This is a genomic window from Nostoc sp. (assembly GCF_036917755.1).
GTDB lineage: Bacteria > Cyanobacteriota > Cyanobacteriia > Cyanobacteriales > Nostocaceae > Nostoc.
Genome location: NZ_JBALFC010000054.1, coordinates 13,733 through 33,717, shown reverse-complemented (window position 1 = coordinate 33,717; position 19,985 = coordinate 13,733). Strand labels below are relative to the sequence as shown.

The window sequence follows — 19,985 nt, the reverse complement described above, 5'->3', positions numbered from 1 at the left end:
ACTTTTTCTTGCCAAGTTTTTGCACCATTATTTCGCTACAAGGTCAAGATTACAGGATTTTCACTCTTCTCTAGTAAGTTTTGCCACGCTAGGTTTTATTTGTCATAGATTTGATTTTCAAAATAAATAGTTCCCCTGGTATGCAGAGGGTTTAGCTGGGAATTATATTACTTTTTTGGTCTTTTCAGTAATTTTGAATGTTAAGTTTAATAGCGTCTCAGTGATTGGAGCGTTAAAATGAAGAGGTCTATTGCATCTGGATCACAGTGCTTTGGGGTAAAGTCGAATAACGTCGTTTGTTGTCGGAAATCGTCGTTTACTACCATTCCTCACAACTTTTTCAAACTTTTGAGCTAATGTGATTGTTAAAGGTGCTAATAATTTAGATTAGCGTTCTCAATGCGTAAAATTAGTAGAAGCTGTTAAAGCTTATTAAGGAGGTTAGCGATGACAAAAGAATACATGGATTCTTTAGAAGCATTTGTTGATAAATTGACATTAGCCGCAGTTCTAGAAATGTTAGAACGAATCTCTCACAAAAAAGCGGAAAATCTTAGAACTCATTGGAAAGATGAGACTTCTGCAAGGCTTTGGGATAAAGCTGCTAGACAGATAGAACAGATAAATATTGATATCTAATTAGCAATCAAAATTTTGTTTGTGTTGCTCTCGTCTTGCTCATCACATTCAAGCACATTAAAGTCAGCAATTGGAGTTAAAGATAAATTTATATGCGTTTGCCAATCGCAATTAGTGCCATTTTAGTGGCATCTTTGGGTTTGAATGCACCTGTTATGTCTCAACCTCTTATACAGGTTGCACAAACACGAGCATCTACTAGTTTCACCTTTGAACAATTTAAGATTAATTACAAATTATGGAGACGGCAAATAATCCCTAACTATCGCTATGAATTCACTAGAAGTTGCTTTTGTTTCCCCAAAGCCACAGAACTAGTGGTTATTGAAGTACGGAACGGTGTTACAACTTCTATCACTTCTAAAGAGACTGGTAAACCAGTAGATAGGCAATTATTTCAAAAATACAATACTATTCCTAAACTCTTTAATATCATTGGAAATGCGCTCATTAAGAAAGCGGCAAATCTGACCGTACAATATGATCCGATAATTGGCTACCCAACTCAAATTAACATTGATTATAATAGTCAAAGAACTGATGATGAAATCTTCTTTACAATTAAGAATCTGCAAAAAATCAACTAAATATCGCTAACGATAGCATTCATATATAGCGGTTCTCAATTGCATAGAATACAGCCCATTCGGTTATTAGTAATATTTTCAAAGGTTAAGGGGGAAATCTAGACTTTTCCCCCTAACCCCAAGGTATTGAAATACACCCAAAAATAAATTACGACCCTTGCAAAAGGTCATTAATGGAACTTATACTCTGTTTAATTTGTTCTGTCAGAGAAGTTCTTAATAGGTTAAGGTTAAGAGTTTCGGCTGAAATATTGAGTAATCCCAAAGCATATAATAGGCTCGAAATCCCAATAAATAGAGCCAAAAATCTTCCAAAACAACCGGGATTAATTTCAATAAAACCTAATTTAGATTGCCCGATGACAGCAATCGTTATAAAAACAATTCCTGCGATTAAAAATGTGCTATTTGGAGTTAAATCTGTCATTTTCCTATTAAGATGCCTTAGTAATTTTATTGTAGCTATTAATAGTTCAAATTTTTGCCTCGACTATATGCAAAAACATAAAAATTTTGCTACTCAACATCTACCTACCCTACCCTAAAGAGGCTCTGGCTATTCCAATATCGGTGCTGGATCTCATCGTATGCTATGATCTAGAAAGATATATTTTGATTTGGAAACCTATTGAGCGATAAATAACGTTGATTGTCTCAATTGCATATAAATCCTTCTATTTCGCTCAGATACCGAAGGATAAACCCAGATTTGGGAAGAAGCGAACTGACTCATCCAGTTTTGGGAGATATCAGATATTGTTAAGTTGCAGCTGATTTAAACCAGAATTTTGCTTTTTACTATTTGGCTGAAACTATGCGGTGGTAAAAGTTTCAGCAGCAAAAAGCCAAAATGTTATCACTCCTGTACTAGACTTTGTTTTAGTTTATATATTAAGCTACACTAAGCCGATAGGAATAGTGGGTTTTTATGGAAAGCGTCCAAAACGTCAGTCAAGAGTTGAATGTAACAGGAGACACAGCTTTGGAAGACTTACAACAGTCTACTCCAGAAGAGTTCAAAAAAGACATTTTCAAAAAACTCAGAGGTGGATTTTTTCTGGTACTGGGATATCTGTTGTCACCACTATGTTGGTGGAATGACTTACTATTCAATCTGCCAATAGCTTATGGTTTTGGGTATGCGTGTAGTTTACTTTCCCCAAAATTACTTCTACCTTGTTCAATTATCGGATACTGGCTCTCTAATATTGTGGGAATTCTCTTGATGCAATTCGGTTCTAAGGACATTTTCCAAAAAGAACCTCAAGAACATAACCTCAAAAAAGAATTAGTCACGGGTCTAATTTCTTCAACAGTTTATACTCTGTTGATTATGATATTGATCCAGTTGAAGATTCTCGATTCTCCCATTTTATTCTCCAAGGGTTAATTTAGTTTGTCACGTTTATGGGTTGTAGGGGCGCACATTTATGCGTCCCTATGTATAAGCAGATATTTCATTAAAAATAATCTCAATTTTTATCAAATTTTAAAATTTCACTTAAATTCAACAATTTTGGAGCCTCCTTACTTAGAATTAATGGCAGCTTACCATTCCATTTTTCTATTGCTTGCCTTTGCAGAATTTCTGGAGTTAAACCATCACGTAATAATCTGTGCGCCTCAGCCTCTCCTTTTGCTAAATTAACTTTTGCCTCAGCCTCTTTTGTTGCTTTCAGCGCGATAAACTCTGCTCGTTTTGCTTCTTGTTCAGCAATCTGCTTTGCCTCCACCGCCTCATCAAATCGTTCTGAGAAATGGACATGAACAAGAGAAATATCATCAACTGCAACGTGATAGCTACCCAGTCGTGTGGACAATGCATCATCTACTGCACCTTTGACTTCTCCTCGTTTAGTAATAATTTCTTCAGCAGTATACTTTGCTATGACTGCTTTTAGTACTTCTTCAACGGCTGGGTTAATAATCCGAATGACTACATCTTGTTCATCTCCAATTTCTTGAAAAATGGCATTTGCCTCCTGGGGAATAATATGCCAATTGAGAGCAATATCGGCGAAAACATTTTGTAAATCTTTGGAAGAAGCCTCAGCCGAAATTTCCTGTTTTTGAACTCGAATACTCAACTTTTTCACAGTATTGACTACAGGAATAATTAAGTGAAGTCCTTCTCCTAATATCTGGTTTTGGACTTCGCCAAATTTCATCAATACACCACGTTCTCCTGCACTTACAATCACACAAGGCGTGAGCAAGAGAGTTATCAGGAACAAAAGAGCAGTCAGTTTACCGGCACTGTTAAAAGTTGTAATTTTTTTCATCTGTGTGAAACATATATGCGTCTGGGATAGAGACACATATTTAGGAGTTGTAGGCTTCTTCCTGTCATGCTCTTACAACTTTGGCTCTAAGTCAATTTTCATGTCACTCTAGCCAAGGTAACAAATAACGCTTCTCATTCAAACGATAAGCGCTAAGTGGGTAGACGTAACAATACTGCTCGGTTAAGAAGATTTGTAGGTTAGGTTGAAGGAAGTGGAACCCAACAAAGCCCTGAAAATGTCGGGTTTCGTTCCTCAAACGCCAGATGCTTCAAGTCGGGAAACCTGCCCAACGCAGTGGCTCCCCAACCTACCCCGGAGTGCTTTTTTAGGCTTAACCGAGCAGTATTGGTAAACGTAATTAAATGTAAGATAAAATTTTTGTTCGTAGTCAGCGATTTATCGCTCTATATAAGGTTCTCAAGAGCCTCACGCTGCTTGAGCAGCAATCACTTCGGCAATGGCAATACTCATCTGGGTGTCGTCGGTATAGCTGCCAGGAATGAGTCGAAAACGGGGATGTTCAACGTATCGACTCAAATCATTGTTAACGATCATCTCGTCAGCATATTCAAAACCTGCACCGTAGGCATCTGCGTAGGCGTAGCCCGCCGTAGGCATCGCTAACTCTAACAGCATATTGATCCTAAACTAAAAACGGACGCGCCAGAAAAAAGCTAGAAACTGATTTAGCATCTACCGGCTCTCCTTCCAGAATAGCTTTCTCTAATTCTTCGGGAGTCAAAAACACAGTTTCGATATCCTCGTCTGCATCTTGTGGTGGTGGTGTTTCCAGCTTTTCCAAATCTCGCGCCAGAAAAGCATAGATAATCTCATCAGAATAGCCGGGAGCTAGGAAGAATTCGCCTAGTTTATCCCATTTTTGGGCACTATAGCCAGTTTCTTCTTCAATTTCACGCTGTATTGTCTCTAAGGGATCTTCATTTGGTTCCACAGTTCCCGCCGGAAATTCTAATATCCGTCCCTGAATTGCAAAACGATACTGGCGCACGAGTACAAGTTTTCCCTCTGGTGTCACCGGCACTGCTAAAGCACCACCAGGGTGACGAATACATTCCCATTCTCCTTCCGATTTATTTGGCAAACGCAAGCGATTAACTTCAAAATCAAATTTGCGCCCTTTATAAAACAAGCGTTGTCTCAGCAGTTGTGGTAATTCTCTACCTAGTGGCATAGTAAAATCTGATTATCTGTGAATACAGAGGCGAAATCAGCGTTCTTCTGCGTTTAAGGATGGTAATTTTAATTGCCCATCAATAAATGTACATCAGAACAGTCTACCTCTTTCAGCAGTTCTTTAATAACACACCCGGAAACTGGTTCTATCCAATCTGGAGCAATTTCTGCCAGTGGTACTAACACAAAGGCGCGATCCCGCATTCGTGGATGAGGAATCTGGAGGTTTGGTGTATCCAGAATTAAGTCATCATATAATAACAAATCCAAATCCAGGACTCGTGGCCCCCAGCGTTCCTGACGCACACGCCCAAATTGTTGTTCAATTCCTAACAAAATTTCTAATAGCTGTTGGGCTGTGATTTTTACCTGCAATGTGACGCAGCCATTTAGGTAATCTGGCTGTGGTGGCCCCACAGCTTTAGTTTTGTACCAATTGGATTTGGCTTCTAAGAGAATACCTGGGGTTTGGGCTAAAGTCTCTATAGCTGCTTCTAAAATTGTCTGTGAATCGCCGATATTACTACCAAGGCCAAGGGCGCTGCGTCTGGGCTTTGCTTCGGCGTAGCCACCCTTAGCGATCGCACTCTCCTTAATTTGGCCGTTTTCGGGCTGTCTTTGCGGATACTTGGCTGCACCTGTTCCAGAAAATGTCAATAGTTTTTATATTCCCAATAATCAACTAAGTGGGCGTGGTAACTCAAGGACTAATGACTAATAACTCTCGCGTTGCGGTTTGATTTATTCTTGACCACTTAGCGATCAAAATTGCAGTATTTTTACAAAACTAAATTGACGAAATCTAAAAAACATTATTTTCTGGTGAATTTAGTTAATTATTTATAGGATATTATACTAACACTATGGTAGTGCGCTAACCCCAAAGCTGATTGATGGTGGTTAGATAGTTTTTACTACTTTGAGCGAGGAACTGACGTGGGGAAGCTTACCTCCTGGTTCAAGCGAAGACCAACTAAATTTGAGTGACTCTGGACAAGGAGGAACGAATGAGAGCTTACCACCAGCACATCTGGCGCAGACGAGGCAGTTACTGAGCAAAATGAAAATTTTCTCATCTAGGATGAAGTCCAATCAGTCAACTGGCGGTAAACCATTCTATCGTCGTATCTGGTTTTGGGCAGGCTTGGGTGTAGGTGGTGGGATAGCTGCCTTGCTCTACGGTGTCAGTTTAATAGATCAGACATTGCCAGATCAGGCACAGTTGAACGCCGTGCTGAGAGAGCAAACACTGACCATCAAAGCTGCTGATGGCACCATATTACAACAACAAGGTGAAGCGACTAGAGAACAGCTAAAACTCGAACAAATACCAGATAATTTAAAAAAAGCTTTTATTGCCTCAGAAGATAGAAGGTTTAAGCAACACAACGGAGTTGACCCTCAAGGGATTGTGAGAGCGAGTTTGAATAATTTGCGATCGCAAGGTGTGGTAGAAGGTGGTAGCACTATAACTCAACAGCTAACGCGGATTCTCTTTTTGAAACAAGAGCAGACAATCTGGCGCAAACTCAAAGAAGTTCGCCTAGCACAAAAAATGGAGCAAGAATTAACCAAAGATCAGATTCTAGAGCGTTATCTGAATCTGGTTTATTTGGGTTCTGGAGCTTATGGTGTGGCAGATGCAGCCTGGGTATACTTTAGTAAATCACCAGATCAGCTTTCCCTAGCGGAAATGGCAACGATTGCGGGATTAGCCCCCGCCCCCAGCTTGTACGCCCCAGACAAAAATCCAGTAGCGGCAAAACGGCGGCGGGACTTGGTATTGCAACGGATGCAAGAAGATGGAGTGATTACGCCAGAACAAAGGCAGGCAGCGCTTCAGGAGCCACTAACCCTCAAAAGCAGTTTACCTAAGCGACTGCAAGTAGAATCACCCTACTTTACCAGCTACATCCAAAAAGAATTGCCAAAGTACGTTTCCCCGGATGTGCTAAAAAGTGGAGGTCTAGTTGTGGAAACCACGCTAAACCCAACTTGGCAGAAAGTGGCAGACGAGGCAGTAGCGAAAACACTGCGAAATCAAGGACGCTGGGAAAACTTTAAGCAAGCAGCAATGGTGGCCATTGACCCCCGCAACGGTGAAATTAAGGCAATGGTTGGGGGGAAAGACTTTGAGAAAAACCAGTTTAATCGGGTTACTCAGGCACAACGCCAACCAGGATCGACATTTAAAGGGTTTGTATATGCCACTGCGATCGCTAGCGGTAAAAGCCCCTACGATAGCTACGAGGATGCGCCCTTTGTCGTAGACGGCTATGAACCGAAAAATTATAGTGAAAAGTTCCACGGTTCAATGAACATCCGAGATGCCCTCACCCGCTCTGTTAATATTATTGCGGTAAAGGTGTTGATTGATGTGGGATTTACGCCAACGATTAAACTTGCCCACGATATGGGGATAAAATCTGAACTCAAGCCCACCTACTCTTTGGCTCTCGGCTCGAATGAGGTGAATCTACTGGAATTAACCAGCGCCTATGGTAGCTTTGCAACTCTTGGATTGCATACAGAGCCTCATGGTATTAGCCGCATCATCAACCGCCAAGGCAAAGTGATCTGGTCAGCTAATTTCAAGTCTAAAAGGGCCCTTGACGCTGACAGTGCCGCCATTATGACTTGGATGCTACGCAACGTCGTAGAAGCAGGCACTGGTGGTGCTGCTGAATTAGGTAATAGACCAGTTGCAGGGAAAACTGGCACCTCCGACGAAGCCCGCGATTTATGGTTTATTGGCTACATTCCCCAGATGGTTACAGGGGTCTGGCTTGGTAACGATGATAACCGCCCCACAGACGGCAGTAGTGGTAGTGCCGCTTACACCTGGCACGAATTTATGGAAAAAGCGGCAGAAGGGATGCCAGTAGAAAAGTTTCCCAAACGACCGAAGTTAGAAGGTCGCAAAGGCACTATCAAAGCCCAGTCCATCAAGCCCAAACAAGTGCTGAATCGTTCTATATCCTCTGATGATGACTCAGAAGGGGAAAGTTCTAGAAATTCTAATTCTGAAGATAGTGGTTCATCCAAAAGACGTAGAAGCAGGAGGAGCTATTCTCAAGAAGAACAGCAATCTAGCGATTCTACCCCAAGACGGAGAAGGCGCGATCGCAGCGAAGAATCAAGTTCCAATAACTCTTCCTCAGAATCATCTACTCCACGGCGGCGAACTAGAAGAGTCGAATCTGATTCTCCCCCGCCTCGAAGAACTCGGCGAGAGTCGCCTCCGGTAAATAGTTCCGGTTCTTCAGGTTCTTCATCACCACAGCCTAGCTGGCGGGATAGACTTAGACCTCCTCAGCAATGAAAAGTGGGCATTGGGCATTGGGCATTGGGCATTGGGCATTGGGCATGCTTATTCTCCCTCATCTCCCTCATCTCCCTCATCTCCCTCATCTCCCTCATCTCCCCCTGCCCCTCTACCCCCCTGCTCTTTCCCATGCAATATCAACTTGCTTAAACTAAACTTCGGGGGGATGTTAGGTGATACGCTCATCTTATAGTGTATTAAATACTGTTACCTAACCTTGGAGAATACACTCATGCATTTATTGATGCAAACAGCAGCACCAGCCATAGATTCTGCTCCTCATTTTCCTTTTGCTTTCACCTTGGTGTATGTCGTTGGTTTTATTGCTGCTGTCAGCATTGGTTCAATAGCTTGGTACAACTCAAAACGCCCCGCAGGTTGGGAAAGCAAAGAGCGGCCTGATTTTGTGCCTAAGATTGATAAAGAAGAAACTCCGGGTCTGGGTGAACCGAAGTCAAAGTAGTGATGAGTCACCGTTCGCCCTTGGGAGAAGTCGGAGCGATGGTTTCCGCCGCTCTGACTTCTGGCTGAGTATAATTGCCAAACTAAAAATCATCTAAAGACGCGATTCTTCGCGTCTTGGCAACTCATAACTCATAACTAAGTGTTAGTTTTGCACTTCAACCCAACGGCGGTAAAGTTTTTGAATTTGTTTGAGAAGTAGATTGTGAACTGGTTGAGTTGAGTCATTCAGCTTCGCTATATCCTGCAATTGGGTCAGGAGTCTGGCTTCTTCGACGGCAACATCACCATCGCTATAAATTAAGCCACTGATGGCTTCAATCAGATTTTCGCAATCTTCAAGGCTGGGGCGATCGCCTAAATACTCCTGCACCCAGTCATAGCACTCTTTAGGCTCTACAGGAACTAATTCATACAGCCAAGGCTTAATTTCTGGATCGTTAGCCAAACCCTTTGCTTGAGCTATTTCACGCAGATATTGCCGTTCTTCTGGCTGGATTCTGCCATCAATCCAGGCTGCTCCAATCAGGATTTTAACTAAGTTTTTCACATTGGAAGGGGAAACCATTGCTGACTCCTCTGGTAGATTCAGTCCTCCACAAAATCGTACAATCCCAAACAGTATTCACTCGGAATTATTGGTTTTTCTTAAGCGCACCATAAAAAAGCCATCCATGTCCTGTCGATGAGGCCAGACTTTAAACCAACCTTGAGGCGTGCTATGGGCAGAATCAGGAAACTCAAAACCTCTGGGAGACTCAATTTGCCAATCAGGTGACTCAGCTAAAAATGCCGAAATCACTTCTTCATTTTCTGCTGGATGTAATGTACAGGTGGCATAAACTAATACACCACCCGACTTGACAAAAGTAGACGTATGTGTTATTAATTCTTTTTGCAGCACCGAAAGTTCCCGGACAGATTCTGGTGTCTGTCGCCAACGCGCATCAGCATGACGGTGCATCGTTCCTAACCCAGAACATGGAGCATCGAGTAATACGCGGTCTGCGGTGTTTTGAAATTGGGTAAAATGACGACTGTCACCAGTGTAAATTTGAATAGATTGTAAATTCAGCCGTTGAGAATTTTCTTGGAGTTTACGAAGACGAGAAGGAGTGCGATCGCAAGCCCAAATTTTACCCTTATCTGCCATTAACTCAGCGATGTGGGTTGTTTTACCCCCTGGTGCAGCACAGACATCAATTACCACTTCACCCGGTTGGGGGTCGAGCAAATGACTTACCAATTGAGCGCTACTATCTTGTACAGTCCACCAGCCTTCTCTGAAACCAGGTATTTTTTGAATTGACCCAGCACTACCAATCAATCGTAAAGCTTGGGGTAAGCGAGGAATCCGTCTCACCAAAATACCAGCAGATTGTAAAGCCGCCTCAACTTCTTCGATTGAAGTGCAAAGTGGGTTGATTCGTAAGTCAATTGTTGGTGATTGGTTCATCCATTCACACAGTTGTTCTGTGTCGGCTAAACCCAGTTGTTCTAACCAAACTTTAATCATCCAATCAGGAAAGCTGTGTAAAATGCCCAAGCGTTCCACTGGGTTTTCTGGGAGTTGTAACGGATCAGTATGGAGAGATGAGGGGGATGAGGGGGATGAGGGAGATGAGGAAGTGTTTTCTTCCCCTGCTTCCCCTGCTGTTCTAAGATACTGGCGTAATAGACCGTTAACAAAACCCGTGAGTCCAGAAAAACCGTTTTCTTTAGCGAGTTGGACGGTGGTATTAACAGCAGCTGAGGCGGGAATACGCTGTTGATAACGAAGTTGGTAGAAACCCAGATGTAAGATGGTGCGGAGGTCTTGGGGTTGTTGATCAGATTTCTTTTTGGCAAGTTGATCAATGAGAGTATCAAGAGTGCGCTGCCTTCTGACGCTGCCATAAACCAATTCTGTCACCAAGCGGCGATCGCAATCAGCCAAATTAACTTTTTGCAGCACTCTATCTAGGGCAACATCAGCATAAGCCCCCTTATGAACATCTCGCAAGGCGATAAAAGCTAGTTGACGGGCGTTTGTCATGGAAACATGATTCAGGAGTCAGAAGGCTTTTGTATTCTAACTCCCAACTCTGCCAATTTTAGATTTTGAATTTGGGATTTTGGATTGAAGGAAAAATCTAAAATCTTGCTTGGAAAGTTCTGAGCGAAGGAAATCTCCGCTCAGACTTTCCGCAAAATCTCAAATCTAAAATCCAAAATTGAATGACTCTTAACTTCCTATCGAGTCAAATACGGGTCTACACTGGCGATTTCAAACTCACATGCTCTAGAAACCTGTTCTGCTGGTAATTTTCCAAAGCTGATTAATGGTAAATAACTGTGGTTTGCCATCAGTTCTTTTGCTAATAAGAACCCAGTAATTGTCCAAGTTTGATATTTCCTAGCTTGTTTCCCAATCAGTCGCCCTTTCTTGCCATCGTAATATTCTGGCCATTCATCATCAATGAGGCGTGGTTGAGCAATTTCAATCGCCTTTTGTGCAAGACTTGTTTTGTTAGTTTTTACAGCCGCCGCCGCTAACATCCACATTAAAACTGGCCAACTACCAGCATTATGATACGACCAGGGTATATTTTTGGGGTCACATCCAGTTACTATTCTATACTCTTCATTTTGCAAAGCTGGGAAACAAATTTTCATTGGCATATCTCCCACTAAGTCATCCCATCGTTCCTCAATGAGAGTCATAATCGCTTGTGACTGTTCTTCGGTGGCTAAGTCGGAAATGATTGCCATTAAGTTTCCGAGGGAAAAGAAGCGAGTATCTAGCTGCGACGGGCCAACATTACCTGCTAGATAACCACCTTTTTTGGGCAGCCACTTATCTAATTCATAATAAGGAAGAGAATCTACATATATATTGAACAGATTAACAGCAGTCTTGCCATATTCTTCACTTTTGAAGCGATAAATTGCATTCAAGCGATTAATATCTATCCAATAATGCTGGCGAATATGAGCACATAAAAGAGGCAACCGATTATCAATCGCTTCAACAATATCGGAATTCCCTTGACAAATTAGCAGTTCACGAGATGCACGCAATGCCGTGTAAAAAAGAACTTGTAGCTCTAGAGGATGCCCATAAATGCCCATACGACGGTCAATCATACAAGCACCATCTGGAACCAACAGCGTTGGGTACATATCAAAACGATTCGCCAAGCAGATTTCCATGATTAACCTGATACCATTTTGGAATTCAGGTTTATAGGCTAGAGAAAAATCATCTGTGGCGACTACATAAGCACGCAACAAAATAATCCACCATAGGCAAGAATCTACAGGTGTAACTCTAGCGATCGCATGTTCACCAAAGTCTGCTTCTAAATATTCTTGCCCATTTTCTGATACAACTTTAAAGCTAGCTGGAATTAATCCTCGTCCCGGCTTATAAGCATCTAATGCCCTTTCTTTAGGCTGTAACTTTAAGGTTTCTTCTAAGAAATTGCGAACAATATCTGTTCTACCTTTGATTAGAAAAATTAGACCTGAAGAGACAAAATCCCGGACAAAGCATTGATCATAATTGAGCGCCTCTACAGATGCATCATAAGCGGCTACTGTCCCAACAGGGCGTCCTTGATAGTAGAGAATTGATTTTTCTAGCGCTCGCCACGCCTCTTCCACTTCTTTGAAATTTTCAGTAGTTTCCAATTCGTTTAGGTGCATCGCCAGAATAACTCCATTTGGATTGTGAATTTGTCGTAAATGCGTCTTCATTTCTTGTTTTTACTATTCTCAGCATAGCAAAAACGATTCTTTGAATAGCAAATATAATTTGCAGAAACATTAATTAACTAACAATGAATAAATCTGCTGACATTTATGCACTTTATTGCTAGTTAATTTGTTTATAATCGATTACTTTTTTGGTTAATTTTGTTGTTCTTCAGCGCAAGCCGTAACATGATTCTTCAAAACAGTCACACAAGATATATTTTTAGATTATTTATTATTCCCTTTCATGTTTGGAATATTTGCTTTACCAAACAAAAACATATCTTCAGTGCTGTTTAAGGTTTGCGTGAAGTGAAAACTGGTTGCAGTATATTTACTTGAGCAGGATTAGTTTTTGACACGAAGATGTCAGATTTCCCCCATAATCTAATAATTTATAACTTTTTATCAGAATATGCAAGATAAATGCTTAAAAAATTGAAGAGTTCAATACTTCTGAAGAGTTATATATTTTACCCTAATGATAGTAGCTTGTCATCAGAGATTGTGCTATCAGTTTAATTTAGTTGGTAACTTATTTATCAAAGTTAATATATTTGTGAGGGTTTAACTGCTCCTGGAATTCTTTATAAGCCTGATTAATTGCTTGCATTGAGGCTTTTGCAATGTCTACGACGGGCTACGCCTGCGCCCAAGTGTTGACATCAGGATGATACAATCTTGCTAATCGGTTATCTGGAACATCGATGCAAAACTCCAATTGACATCCAGGTACTGTGGCGAGGCTGGTTAAAATTGCATGACCTCTGTGTTCGCGTAGCGTCTATTTTTACTCATTGCTTCAGTTGTCGAACCATAAATCCAAAATTCCACAAGATTGCTTCACCGCTCATAGCGAATGTACACCGGCTAGGGGTAGGTTGAAAGACTCCGAGTTTGATCCTGATGACAGAGAATTAGCTGAGTTTCAACAACCATCCCGGCTAGGGGTGGATCAAAAAAAATAAGCAATAAAAAATATGTGTTCGTACTAACCAGATTTGAAAATGGTTAAAGAGTACAACTAAGTTATTAGGAGGGTTGAAAGGAGTGCTGCGATCGAACAAATGTTAAGGAAAAATAATTTCCTTGTGGTAATTTTATAGTTAATGACGAAAGAAGACGACGTTAATTTGCGAAAACCTAATATACTAAAATTAGTAACACAAAGTTACGAAATCGACCTTAATTGGCAAAAAGCGACATTAATTTGCGAATTGCGACATCTAATTTGCGAATGTACAATTATTTAATGTACAAATGGAGAATAACGGATTTGAACCGATGGCCTCTGCGGTGCGATCGCAGCACTCTACCAACTGAGCTAATTCCCCTTAATCAGTGCCAAGTCAAGAGTAATATCACTCATTAACTCTTTGGACACTATCACCATAAAATATTCTAACATTCAGTTACCGATTGCTGAGGCTGTTTTTGGGAATAAATCTTCTGCACCCGTTCGAGTTCCAAATCACTGAGATAATCAACAGTCCAGTTACAGCAGCGCTGGAGCATGTGGAATGGGTATGTATTCGCTACCCCAACAACTTGCATTTGCGATCGCTTCGCCGCTTCGATACCTGCTGGGGTATCTTCAATTGCCAAACACTCTTGTGGTTGAAGATTCAATTCAGGATATTCTTCATTCAGGCGTTTCACTGCCAGTAAATAACCATCGGGTTCTGGTTTACTGGTGGTGATGTCATCACCTGCGACGATAATTTTAAAATGTTCAGCGAGTTTAGCTCGATTGAGTACCAATTCGATTTCTTTGCGAATAGCGCCACTGACTAAGCCGATTTTTATCTGGCGCGATCGCACCTGAAATATTAAGTCTTCTACACCTGGATATAAAGGCAGTTTCTCTATTTTCTCTAGTTCCACCGTATAAGCTTGGGCTTTCCGGTACAGCAACTGAGTTAAATAGTTTTCGTTAGCGACTCTACCACGATTAGCGAGTAATTGCTGAAAACAAGCGCGATCGCTGCGTCCAAGAGAAGCTTGACGCTCATCAACCCGTTGGGGTTGGAGATTTTCTTCAATGAGAATCTCATCTATCAGTTGCAGGTGGATTGGCTCATCGTTAATGATCACACCATTAAAATCAAAGAGAACTGCCTTTAAACTCATGCCATTATGCCAAATACTGGAGATCCAAGTCCCTCCAAATCATTATTATCTATTGATGTGGGAGCATACTGGCGAACATTTTCGGTTGTGATCGGTTTAACGGCATTAGTTATCTGATTTATCGATCATATATCTTGCGGCAGCTACGCCCGTCGTAGACATCGCACAGCTTCAAATCCGACTGCATCCATCTTCGCTTCCATGCTACTAGCAGCATACTCACTTGACGCGAGCTTAGGTAACGACACCCTGATTAGTAGTTCTGATAATCATACCTGATTGCCGTGGCCATCGGCTTGACGTTTGTAATTTATTTTGTTACATTTGTAGTATATAAAAATTACTCCTAAAAGTAGTTCTTCAGCTTTACGAAAATTGAGTCAGCCAAATGAAAGACAATATAACATTTAAATTGCTACAACTAACTAGGCAATGGTTTATAAACCATAGTGATAATTATCAATGTCATATACCAAATCCGAAATCTAAAATCGTTCGACTGAGCGTTCGCGTAGCGTCTCGGAGAGAAGTCCAAGTCTCAAATCCAAAATAGAAAAGATTATGCCCTACGAAAAGTTAGAAATTACCACACCAACACCCGTCTTCTCTTGGGCAAATCACTCTTTGGGGCCAGAAGAAACCAAAATGGCAAAGAATATGGCATCGCTACCATTTGTGTTTAAGCACATAGCCTTGATGCCAGATGTTCACTTAGGAAAAGGTGCTTTAGTGGGTTCTGTAATTGCGACCAAAGAGGCAATTATACCAGCTGCTGTCGGTGTGGATATTGGTTGCGGGATGAGCGCTATCAAAACAGCATTTACCGCCGAACAACTAGAAGGTAAACTGAAGAAAATTCGCTTGGATATTGAAGCAGCAATTCCGACTGGATTCAACGAAAACAAAGACGTTGAAAAATCTGTCACCAACTGGCAACACTGGGATGATTTTAAAGACTTGCATCGCGGCGTACAAGACCTACAAAGTAAAGCGATGAAACAGATGGGTTCTCTCGGTGGAGGAAACCACTTTATTGAAGTGTGTCTTGATACAGAGAATCAAGTTTGGCTAATGTTGCATTCTGGTTCGCGCAACATCGGCAATAAACTAGCCCAGTGTCATATTCATACAGCCAGAGAATTAGCAAAGATGGCAGGTAATAAATTGCCTGACCCTGATTTGGCTCACTTTGTCGCTGGTACGCCAGAATTCCAAGCATACTGGCACGATTTGCAATGGTCACAAAACTATGCGCGTGTCAACCGTGATGTGATGATGGCGCGTTTTAAGCACATAGTTGAGAAGCATTTAGCAGGTGGGAAGGCAACTAAACCTTTATTGCAGGTTAATTGTCATCACAATTACGCCGAAAAAGAAGTGCATTTTGACGAGGATGTTTACGTTACTCGTAAGGGTGCAGTCCGCGCCCAGACTGAAGATTATGGGATTATTCCTGGTTCGATGGGGGCAAAGTCTTTCATCGTTAAGGGTAAAGGTAATGCCCACAGCTTCTGTTCTTGTTCCCACGGTGCAGGGCGTTTGATGTCAAGAAATAAGGCAAAAAATGTCTACACACTTGATGATTTGATAGAGCAAACAAATGGCGTAGAATGTCGCAAAGATCAGGGTGTGTTAGATGAAATTCCTGGTGCCTATAAACCGATAGAACAAGTTATGGAAAATCAAGCTGATTTGGTTGAAGTTGTAGCAACACTCAAGCAAGTTCTTTGTGTGAAAGGATAAATTAGTTAGGGTGGGTAATGCCCGCCTTTTTTATTTTTTAACCGAGTACCGTGGGTTTAAATCCCCCGGTTCAAAAAATAAGCAAGTTTTGGGTCGGGGTCTAAATCCCCGTCACAAAACTTAATTACGAATTACGAATTACAAATTACAGCAGAATTCAGAATTAAGGAGTCAGAATTCAGAAGTAAAACAGGCTTTATACCTGACTTTGAGACTTAGCTTGTGTACTTCACCAACCTGAAATCTGCTGTATTTAAATGCAGAGGCATACTGAGGTAAGCGCAAAGGTACGCTGAGGAATAAATGATTGTTTTAAGTGAATCAACTGAACAAATGAAATTATCCCACAGCGCCGAGTCTGTGATCGGTAAATTCTTTATCTGGGAATGGCACTCAAAGCAGAGTATCGTCAAAAAATTGAAGCAGAAGCAACAGAGCAAGGTGCTTGGTATGAAAATCTGACTTTTTTTATAACTGGTCGAAACGTTTAGAGCAAACTCTAACTTTCTACTCTATTCAGCCAATTCATCAAATCAGCTTCACTGGCGAAATCTAGCAATACTTCACCCAAGTCCTCTAACTTAGCCAGGGACAACTCTTGCAACCGAGATTGTAATTGAGAATTAATTGAACCAAGCCGAAGAGTTAATAGACGCATCACTAGCCTCAGTTCTGATTGCCTTCCTTGTTCAATACCTTGTTCAATACCTTGTTCAATACCTTGTTCAATGCCTTGTTCTCTCCCTTCTTGAAGTCCTTCTTGGAGAATTTCTTGATAAATAGCAGATTCTCTCATATCTTCTCTCCTCAAAAACTGACGAATAAGTTCTGGCTCAAATACCAACCCTGCTAGAAGTTGGGTACATACTGAAATACTCTGCTTGGTGGCTGCTTCTTCAATCATACTCACCTGAACTGCCACTTGTCGGAGTAAGCTTTGAGGAGAATCAGTTCGTGCCAAAGTTGCCAGAGGTAATAAACCAGGAGATAACATTAACGGTTCTGGTTCTTGTTCCCAAATTCGGATGACGCGGTAACGGTGGGTAGTATTGCGGGCAGTAAATTCATTTACAAATACAGCTTCTGAAGTTGTGGGTTTAAGGAAAATCACTACCTGCTCGATATCGCAATTGTATTGTCGATATAGCCGCACCCAATAGTCCAACATCCGCAGTGGTAAGGGTGGTGTCGATGCTGGTAAGGTTTGAAACTCTAAATGCAGTATTTGATTGGCAGTTTGCAAAAAGGTTACTGAGTCAGCACGAATTGGTTCTTGATTTAATTCTGTTTTGAGAATCTGGATATCCGTTGCCTCATATGCGAGTAAGTAGCGGATAAAATCTTCTGGATACTGCTCAACCAGATATTTAAGAGTGTTGTCGTATGTCACTTTGATATCAGTTTGAAAATAAAAAATTTAAGCTTATACCAATTAAAAAAATGTGACAGATACAAGCATGGAAACCCATATTAAATCAGGCTTTATTAATTTTGAATTTTGAATTTTGAATTGGTATTAGGTATTATTTATTGTTAGCGCTACTCTACGAAAAACTGCTGCTCGCTGATAGCGCTAACATTTAAATTTGGTGTCTTTTCAAAATTACATTGTCAAAGATTGAGGATTCGTCTCAATCAATTTCGCTAAATCTTGCAAGAACGCCGCAGCATGGGCACCGTAAATAATCCGGTGGTCAGAAGTAATATTCACTTGCATTTGTTGCCGCACGCCAAACAAACCATCTGCTGTTGCTACCACTTGCGGACGGGATGCCCCGATCGCTAAAATTGAACCTTGTCCAGGCGGTAAAATCGCATCAAATTTATCTACGCCAAACATCCCCAAATTGGACAGGGTAAAAGTACCACTGTTGTATTCTTGGGGCTGTAATTGTTTTGCCCTCGCACGTTCTACCAAAGACTTCCAAGTACGCGATAGAGAATATATATCCACTGCGTCGGCATTTTGCAGCACAGGCGTAATCAATCCGCCATCATCCATCGCTACTGCTACGGAAATGTTGATATCAGAATGATAGACAATGCCCTGCTCTGAGTAGCTAGCATTTAACAATGGGTGTTTTTGCAACGTCACCGCTACAGCTTTCGCCAGTAGCGCTGTCATTGTCACACCTTTGGATTTAATTTGTTTATAAAGTTTGTCTAATCCATCGGTGGTAATTGTATAACCGACACGGAAGACGGGCACGGATATGGTGGCTACCATGTTCCGCACTACGGCATTTTGGAAGGTAGTTAGAGGCACGATTTGACCAGGAACAGCCGCTACCACGGTTGCGGGTGCTGGTGTCCGAGGTGCTGGGGGTGCAACTGGGGCGCTGGTTGGTACGGGCGCTGCTGGGGCAACTGGGGCAGGGGCGGGTTGTTTGCCCTGATTGGACAATGCTTCGACATCTTCGGCGACAATGCGACCGTGGGGGCCACTACCTTGGAGAGTAGTTAAATCAACTTTAAGTTCTTTAGCTAACTTGCGGGCACGGGGTGAAGCTACAAGCCTTCCTTCTTTGTGGTTAGACCCGTTTTGAGACGCTAAGGCAGGTGTTGCGGCTGAGGCTGTGCCGGCGGGGATTTGTTCAGGGGAAGAGATAGCACTAGCAACCCCGCCGCCGGAATTGGCAAGAGATTTCGCCTGTTCAATTTCAGCTTCCGTTTCAGCGATGAAGGCGATCGCAGATCCTACCGGGGCAGTTTCACCAGCTTCAACTATGATATGGGCCAGAAATCCCTCATAAAAGGTTTCTACATCCATATCTGCCTTATCTGACTCTACAACCACCACTGTTTCGCCTTTTTCCACCTTGTCACCTGGCGATTTCACCCAGGAAACGATTTTGCCTTCTGTCATGGTAGAACTCAGCGCCGGCATAAATACTTCGTGAATGCTCATAGGGTGGTTTGGGAATCAATGGTTTATGGACTTTAACAGCTTTTGTCAGATTGAATTGTATCTTGGTGGGAGGGTTTTAGACTGTTTATATTTTAGGTTGGGGAGTGGGGAGTGGGGAGTGGGGGGATGGGGGAGATGGGGGAGATGGGGGAAAGTTCCTAACTCTACCGATTTTAGATTTCTCCTTCAATCCAAAATTCAAAATCTAAAATTGAATGACTCTTGACTCTAGGAACCTAAATATAACTTAGAGGTCTATAATACATAGCTATCCTCAATGGTTAGCCAATATCTCGATCTCATTTTAGTTGTTGACTTGTAAAAACCACCACGACTTTCTCACAGATTAAATGGGATTGCTATTTATATTCCTCATAACCATTGCTTAAGATACAGGAACTTCTCGCAGGTAGAGGATATGGGATGCAGTTCAATCTAGAATTCAAAATTGGTAATAAACCTATTTGAAATTCCTGTTTACTTTTATGTCGGCAAAGTTGAAATTCTTTTTGATTGTGATACTAGGTATCTTTGCCACTGCTGGCGCTGGAGTTTATATTATCCAGCGCCAGCCATCTGCACCGATTGTTGAGACTAGTGATGGGCAAACCCAGCAGATGGCAGCAATGCATCAGTCTCAAGAGGTTGTGGCATACTCAGAGCGTTCCGATTATAAAACTATACCTCTAGAAAAGATCAACTCATCTCTCCAAGGTAGTGATCCTGCTACCCTCGCCCTGAATGCCTTTGACGACATCGGATCAGTGGGAGGAACGCGAAAGGTAGAGGTAACTTATCCGCAACGAAATCAGGCTTTTGTGACGATTACGGAAATCAAGCGGGGTGATGATTCAGTTGGTACAGTTAAATATCGAATTGAGATGACCACCTTTGGGCGATCGCTTTTTATTAGCTCTCCTCCAGTCTGGCAAATTGTTTGGGCTGGAGTGAGGAATTAGGAGTTAGGAGTGAGGAAT

General features: G+C 41.8%; 19 protein-coding genes and 1 tRNA gene. 7 read left to right on the top strand and 13 right to left on the bottom strand.

The genetic code is table 11. The annotated features are described in order from the left end of the window. Nucleotides 1-447: 447 nt before the first annotated feature. Nucleotides 448-639 carry a hypothetical protein gene (locus V7L05_RS13395; protein WP_335164623.1) on the top strand — a complete coding sequence of 64 codons (192 nt, stop codon included), beginning with the start codon at nt 448-450 and terminating at the stop codon, nt 637-639. A 92-nt stretch (nt 640-731) separates the two neighbouring features. Further along, the gene (locus V7L05_RS13390) at nt 732-1,226 is read left to right on the top strand and encodes a DUF6174 domain-containing protein (protein WP_335164622.1); all 495 of its coding nucleotides are present in this window, start codon (nt 732-734) and stop codon (nt 1,224-1,226) included. A 148-nt stretch (nt 1,227-1,374) separates the two neighbouring features. On the opposite strand, the gene V7L05_RS13385 is transcribed toward V7L05_RS13390, so the two are convergent. After that, nucleotides 1,375-1,653: a hypothetical protein gene (locus V7L05_RS13385; RefSeq protein WP_335164621.1), complete on the bottom strand. Its 279-nt coding sequence runs from the start codon at nt 1,651-1,653 to the stop codon at nt 1,375-1,377. 501 nt (nt 1,654-2,154) lie between these two features. Between V7L05_RS13385 and V7L05_RS13380 the strand changes: the two genes are divergently transcribed. Next, the gene (locus V7L05_RS13380; RefSeq protein ID WP_335164620.1) at nt 2,155-2,616 is read left to right on the top strand and encodes a hypothetical protein; all 462 of its coding nucleotides are present in this window, start codon (nt 2,155-2,157) and stop codon (nt 2,614-2,616) included. Nucleotides 2,617-2,698: 82 nt separating this feature from the next. On the opposite strand, the gene V7L05_RS13375 is transcribed toward V7L05_RS13380, so the two are convergent. The 4 genes from V7L05_RS13375 to folK all read right to left on the bottom strand — a co-directional run bounded on the left by V7L05_RS13375 (nt 2,699) and on the right by folK (nt 5,302). Further along, the gene (locus tag V7L05_RS13375) at nt 2,699-3,508 is read right to left on the bottom strand and encodes a prohibitin family protein (RefSeq protein ID WP_335164619.1); all 810 of its coding nucleotides are present in this window, start codon (nt 3,506-3,508) and stop codon (nt 2,699-2,701) included. 429 nt (nt 3,509-3,937) lie between these two features. Further along, a complete protein-coding gene (locus V7L05_RS13370; protein ID WP_335164618.1) occupies nt 3,938-4,147 on the bottom strand; it encodes an ADP-ribosylglycohydrolase family protein in 210 nt (69 codons plus the stop codon). Between the two features lie 7 nt (nt 4,148-4,154). Then, nucleotides 4,155-4,703: an NUDIX hydrolase gene (locus V7L05_RS13365; protein WP_335164617.1), complete on the bottom strand. Its 549-nt coding sequence runs from the start codon at nt 4,701-4,703 to the stop codon at nt 4,155-4,157. Nucleotides 4,704-4,771: 68 nt separating this feature from the next. Then, nucleotides 4,772-5,302 (bottom strand): 2-amino-4-hydroxy-6-hydroxymethyldihydropteridine diphosphokinase, encoded by a 531-nt coding sequence (gene folK / locus V7L05_RS13360; RefSeq protein ID WP_442937077.1) that lies wholly within the window; start codon nt 5,300-5,302, stop codon nt 4,772-4,774. A 463-nt stretch (nt 5,303-5,765) separates the two neighbouring features. On the opposite strand from folK, the gene V7L05_RS13355 reads away from it, so the two are divergent. Next, on the top strand, nt 5,766-8,027 hold the full coding sequence (locus V7L05_RS13355; RefSeq protein WP_335164627.1) for a transglycosylase domain-containing protein: 2,262 nt from the start codon (nt 5,766-5,768) through the stop codon (nt 8,025-8,027). On the opposite strand, the gene V7L05_RS13350 is transcribed toward V7L05_RS13355, so the two are convergent. After that, complete coding sequence (locus tag V7L05_RS13350) at nt 8,018-8,161, bottom strand: hypothetical protein (RefSeq protein WP_335164616.1); 144 nt, start codon at nt 8,159-8,161, stop codon at nt 8,018-8,020. The genes V7L05_RS13355 and V7L05_RS13350 overlap by 10 nt on opposite strands. Nucleotides 8,162-8,262: 101 nt before the next feature. Here V7L05_RS13350 and psb35 point away from each other — a divergent pair, with 101 nt between their 5' ends. Further along, nucleotides 8,263-8,493, top strand: coding sequence for a photosystem II assembly protein Psb35 (gene psb35, locus V7L05_RS13345; RefSeq protein WP_335164615.1), 231 nt, complete (start codon nt 8,263-8,265; stop codon nt 8,491-8,493). A 144-nt stretch (nt 8,494-8,637) separates the two neighbouring features. Here psb35 and V7L05_RS13340 read toward each other — a convergent pair whose 3' ends face one another. From V7L05_RS13340 to V7L05_RS13320, 5 genes are all read right to left on the bottom strand, one after another. Beyond that, a complete protein-coding gene (locus V7L05_RS13340) occupies nt 8,638-9,060 on the bottom strand; it encodes a tellurite resistance TerB family protein (RefSeq protein ID WP_335164614.1) in 423 nt (140 codons plus the stop codon). A 57-nt stretch (nt 9,061-9,117) separates the two neighbouring features. Beyond that, complete coding sequence (locus V7L05_RS13335; protein WP_335164613.1) at nt 9,118-10,527, bottom strand: 16S rRNA (cytosine(967)-C(5))-methyltransferase; 1,410 nt, start codon at nt 10,525-10,527, stop codon at nt 9,118-9,120. Between the two features lie 197 nt (nt 10,528-10,724). Further along, on the bottom strand, nt 10,725-12,179 hold the full coding sequence (locus V7L05_RS13330; protein ID WP_335164626.1) for a glycoside hydrolase 100 family protein: 1,455 nt from the start codon (nt 12,177-12,179) through the stop codon (nt 10,725-10,727). 1,309 nt (nt 12,180-13,488) lie between these two features. Then, a tRNA-Ala gene (locus V7L05_RS13325) sits at nt 13,489-13,561 on the bottom strand. 67 nt (nt 13,562-13,628) lie between these two features. Further along, nucleotides 13,629-14,357, bottom strand: a complete 729-nt coding sequence (locus V7L05_RS13320) for an HAD family hydrolase (protein WP_335164612.1) — start codon at nt 14,355-14,357, stop codon at nt 13,629-13,631. A gap of 561 nt (nt 14,358-14,918) precedes the next feature. Here V7L05_RS13320 and V7L05_RS13315 point away from each other — a divergent pair. After that, a complete protein-coding gene (locus V7L05_RS13315) occupies nt 14,919-16,100 on the top strand; it encodes an RtcB family protein (RefSeq protein ID WP_335164611.1) in 1,182 nt (393 codons plus the stop codon). 499 nt (nt 16,101-16,599) lie between these two features. On the opposite strand, the gene V7L05_RS13310 is transcribed toward V7L05_RS13315, so the two are convergent. Both V7L05_RS13310 and V7L05_RS13305 read right to left on the bottom strand, forming a co-directional pair. Then, nucleotides 16,600-17,490: an Rpn family recombination-promoting nuclease/putative transposase gene (locus tag V7L05_RS13310; RefSeq protein WP_335164610.1), complete on the bottom strand. Its 891-nt coding sequence runs from the start codon at nt 17,488-17,490 to the stop codon at nt 16,600-16,602. 213 nt (nt 17,491-17,703) lie between these two features. Next, complete coding sequence (locus V7L05_RS13305) at nt 17,704-19,008, bottom strand: dihydrolipoamide acetyltransferase family protein (RefSeq protein ID WP_335164609.1); 1,305 nt, start codon at nt 19,006-19,008, stop codon at nt 17,704-17,706. 485 nt (nt 19,009-19,493) lie between these two features. Here V7L05_RS13305 and V7L05_RS13300 point away from each other — a divergent pair, with 485 nt between their 5' ends. Then, entirely contained in the window at nt 19,494-19,967 is a 474-nt protein-coding gene (locus V7L05_RS13300; RefSeq protein WP_335164608.1) for a hypothetical protein, read from the top strand. The last annotated feature ends 18 nt before the right edge of the window (nt 19,968-19,985 follow it).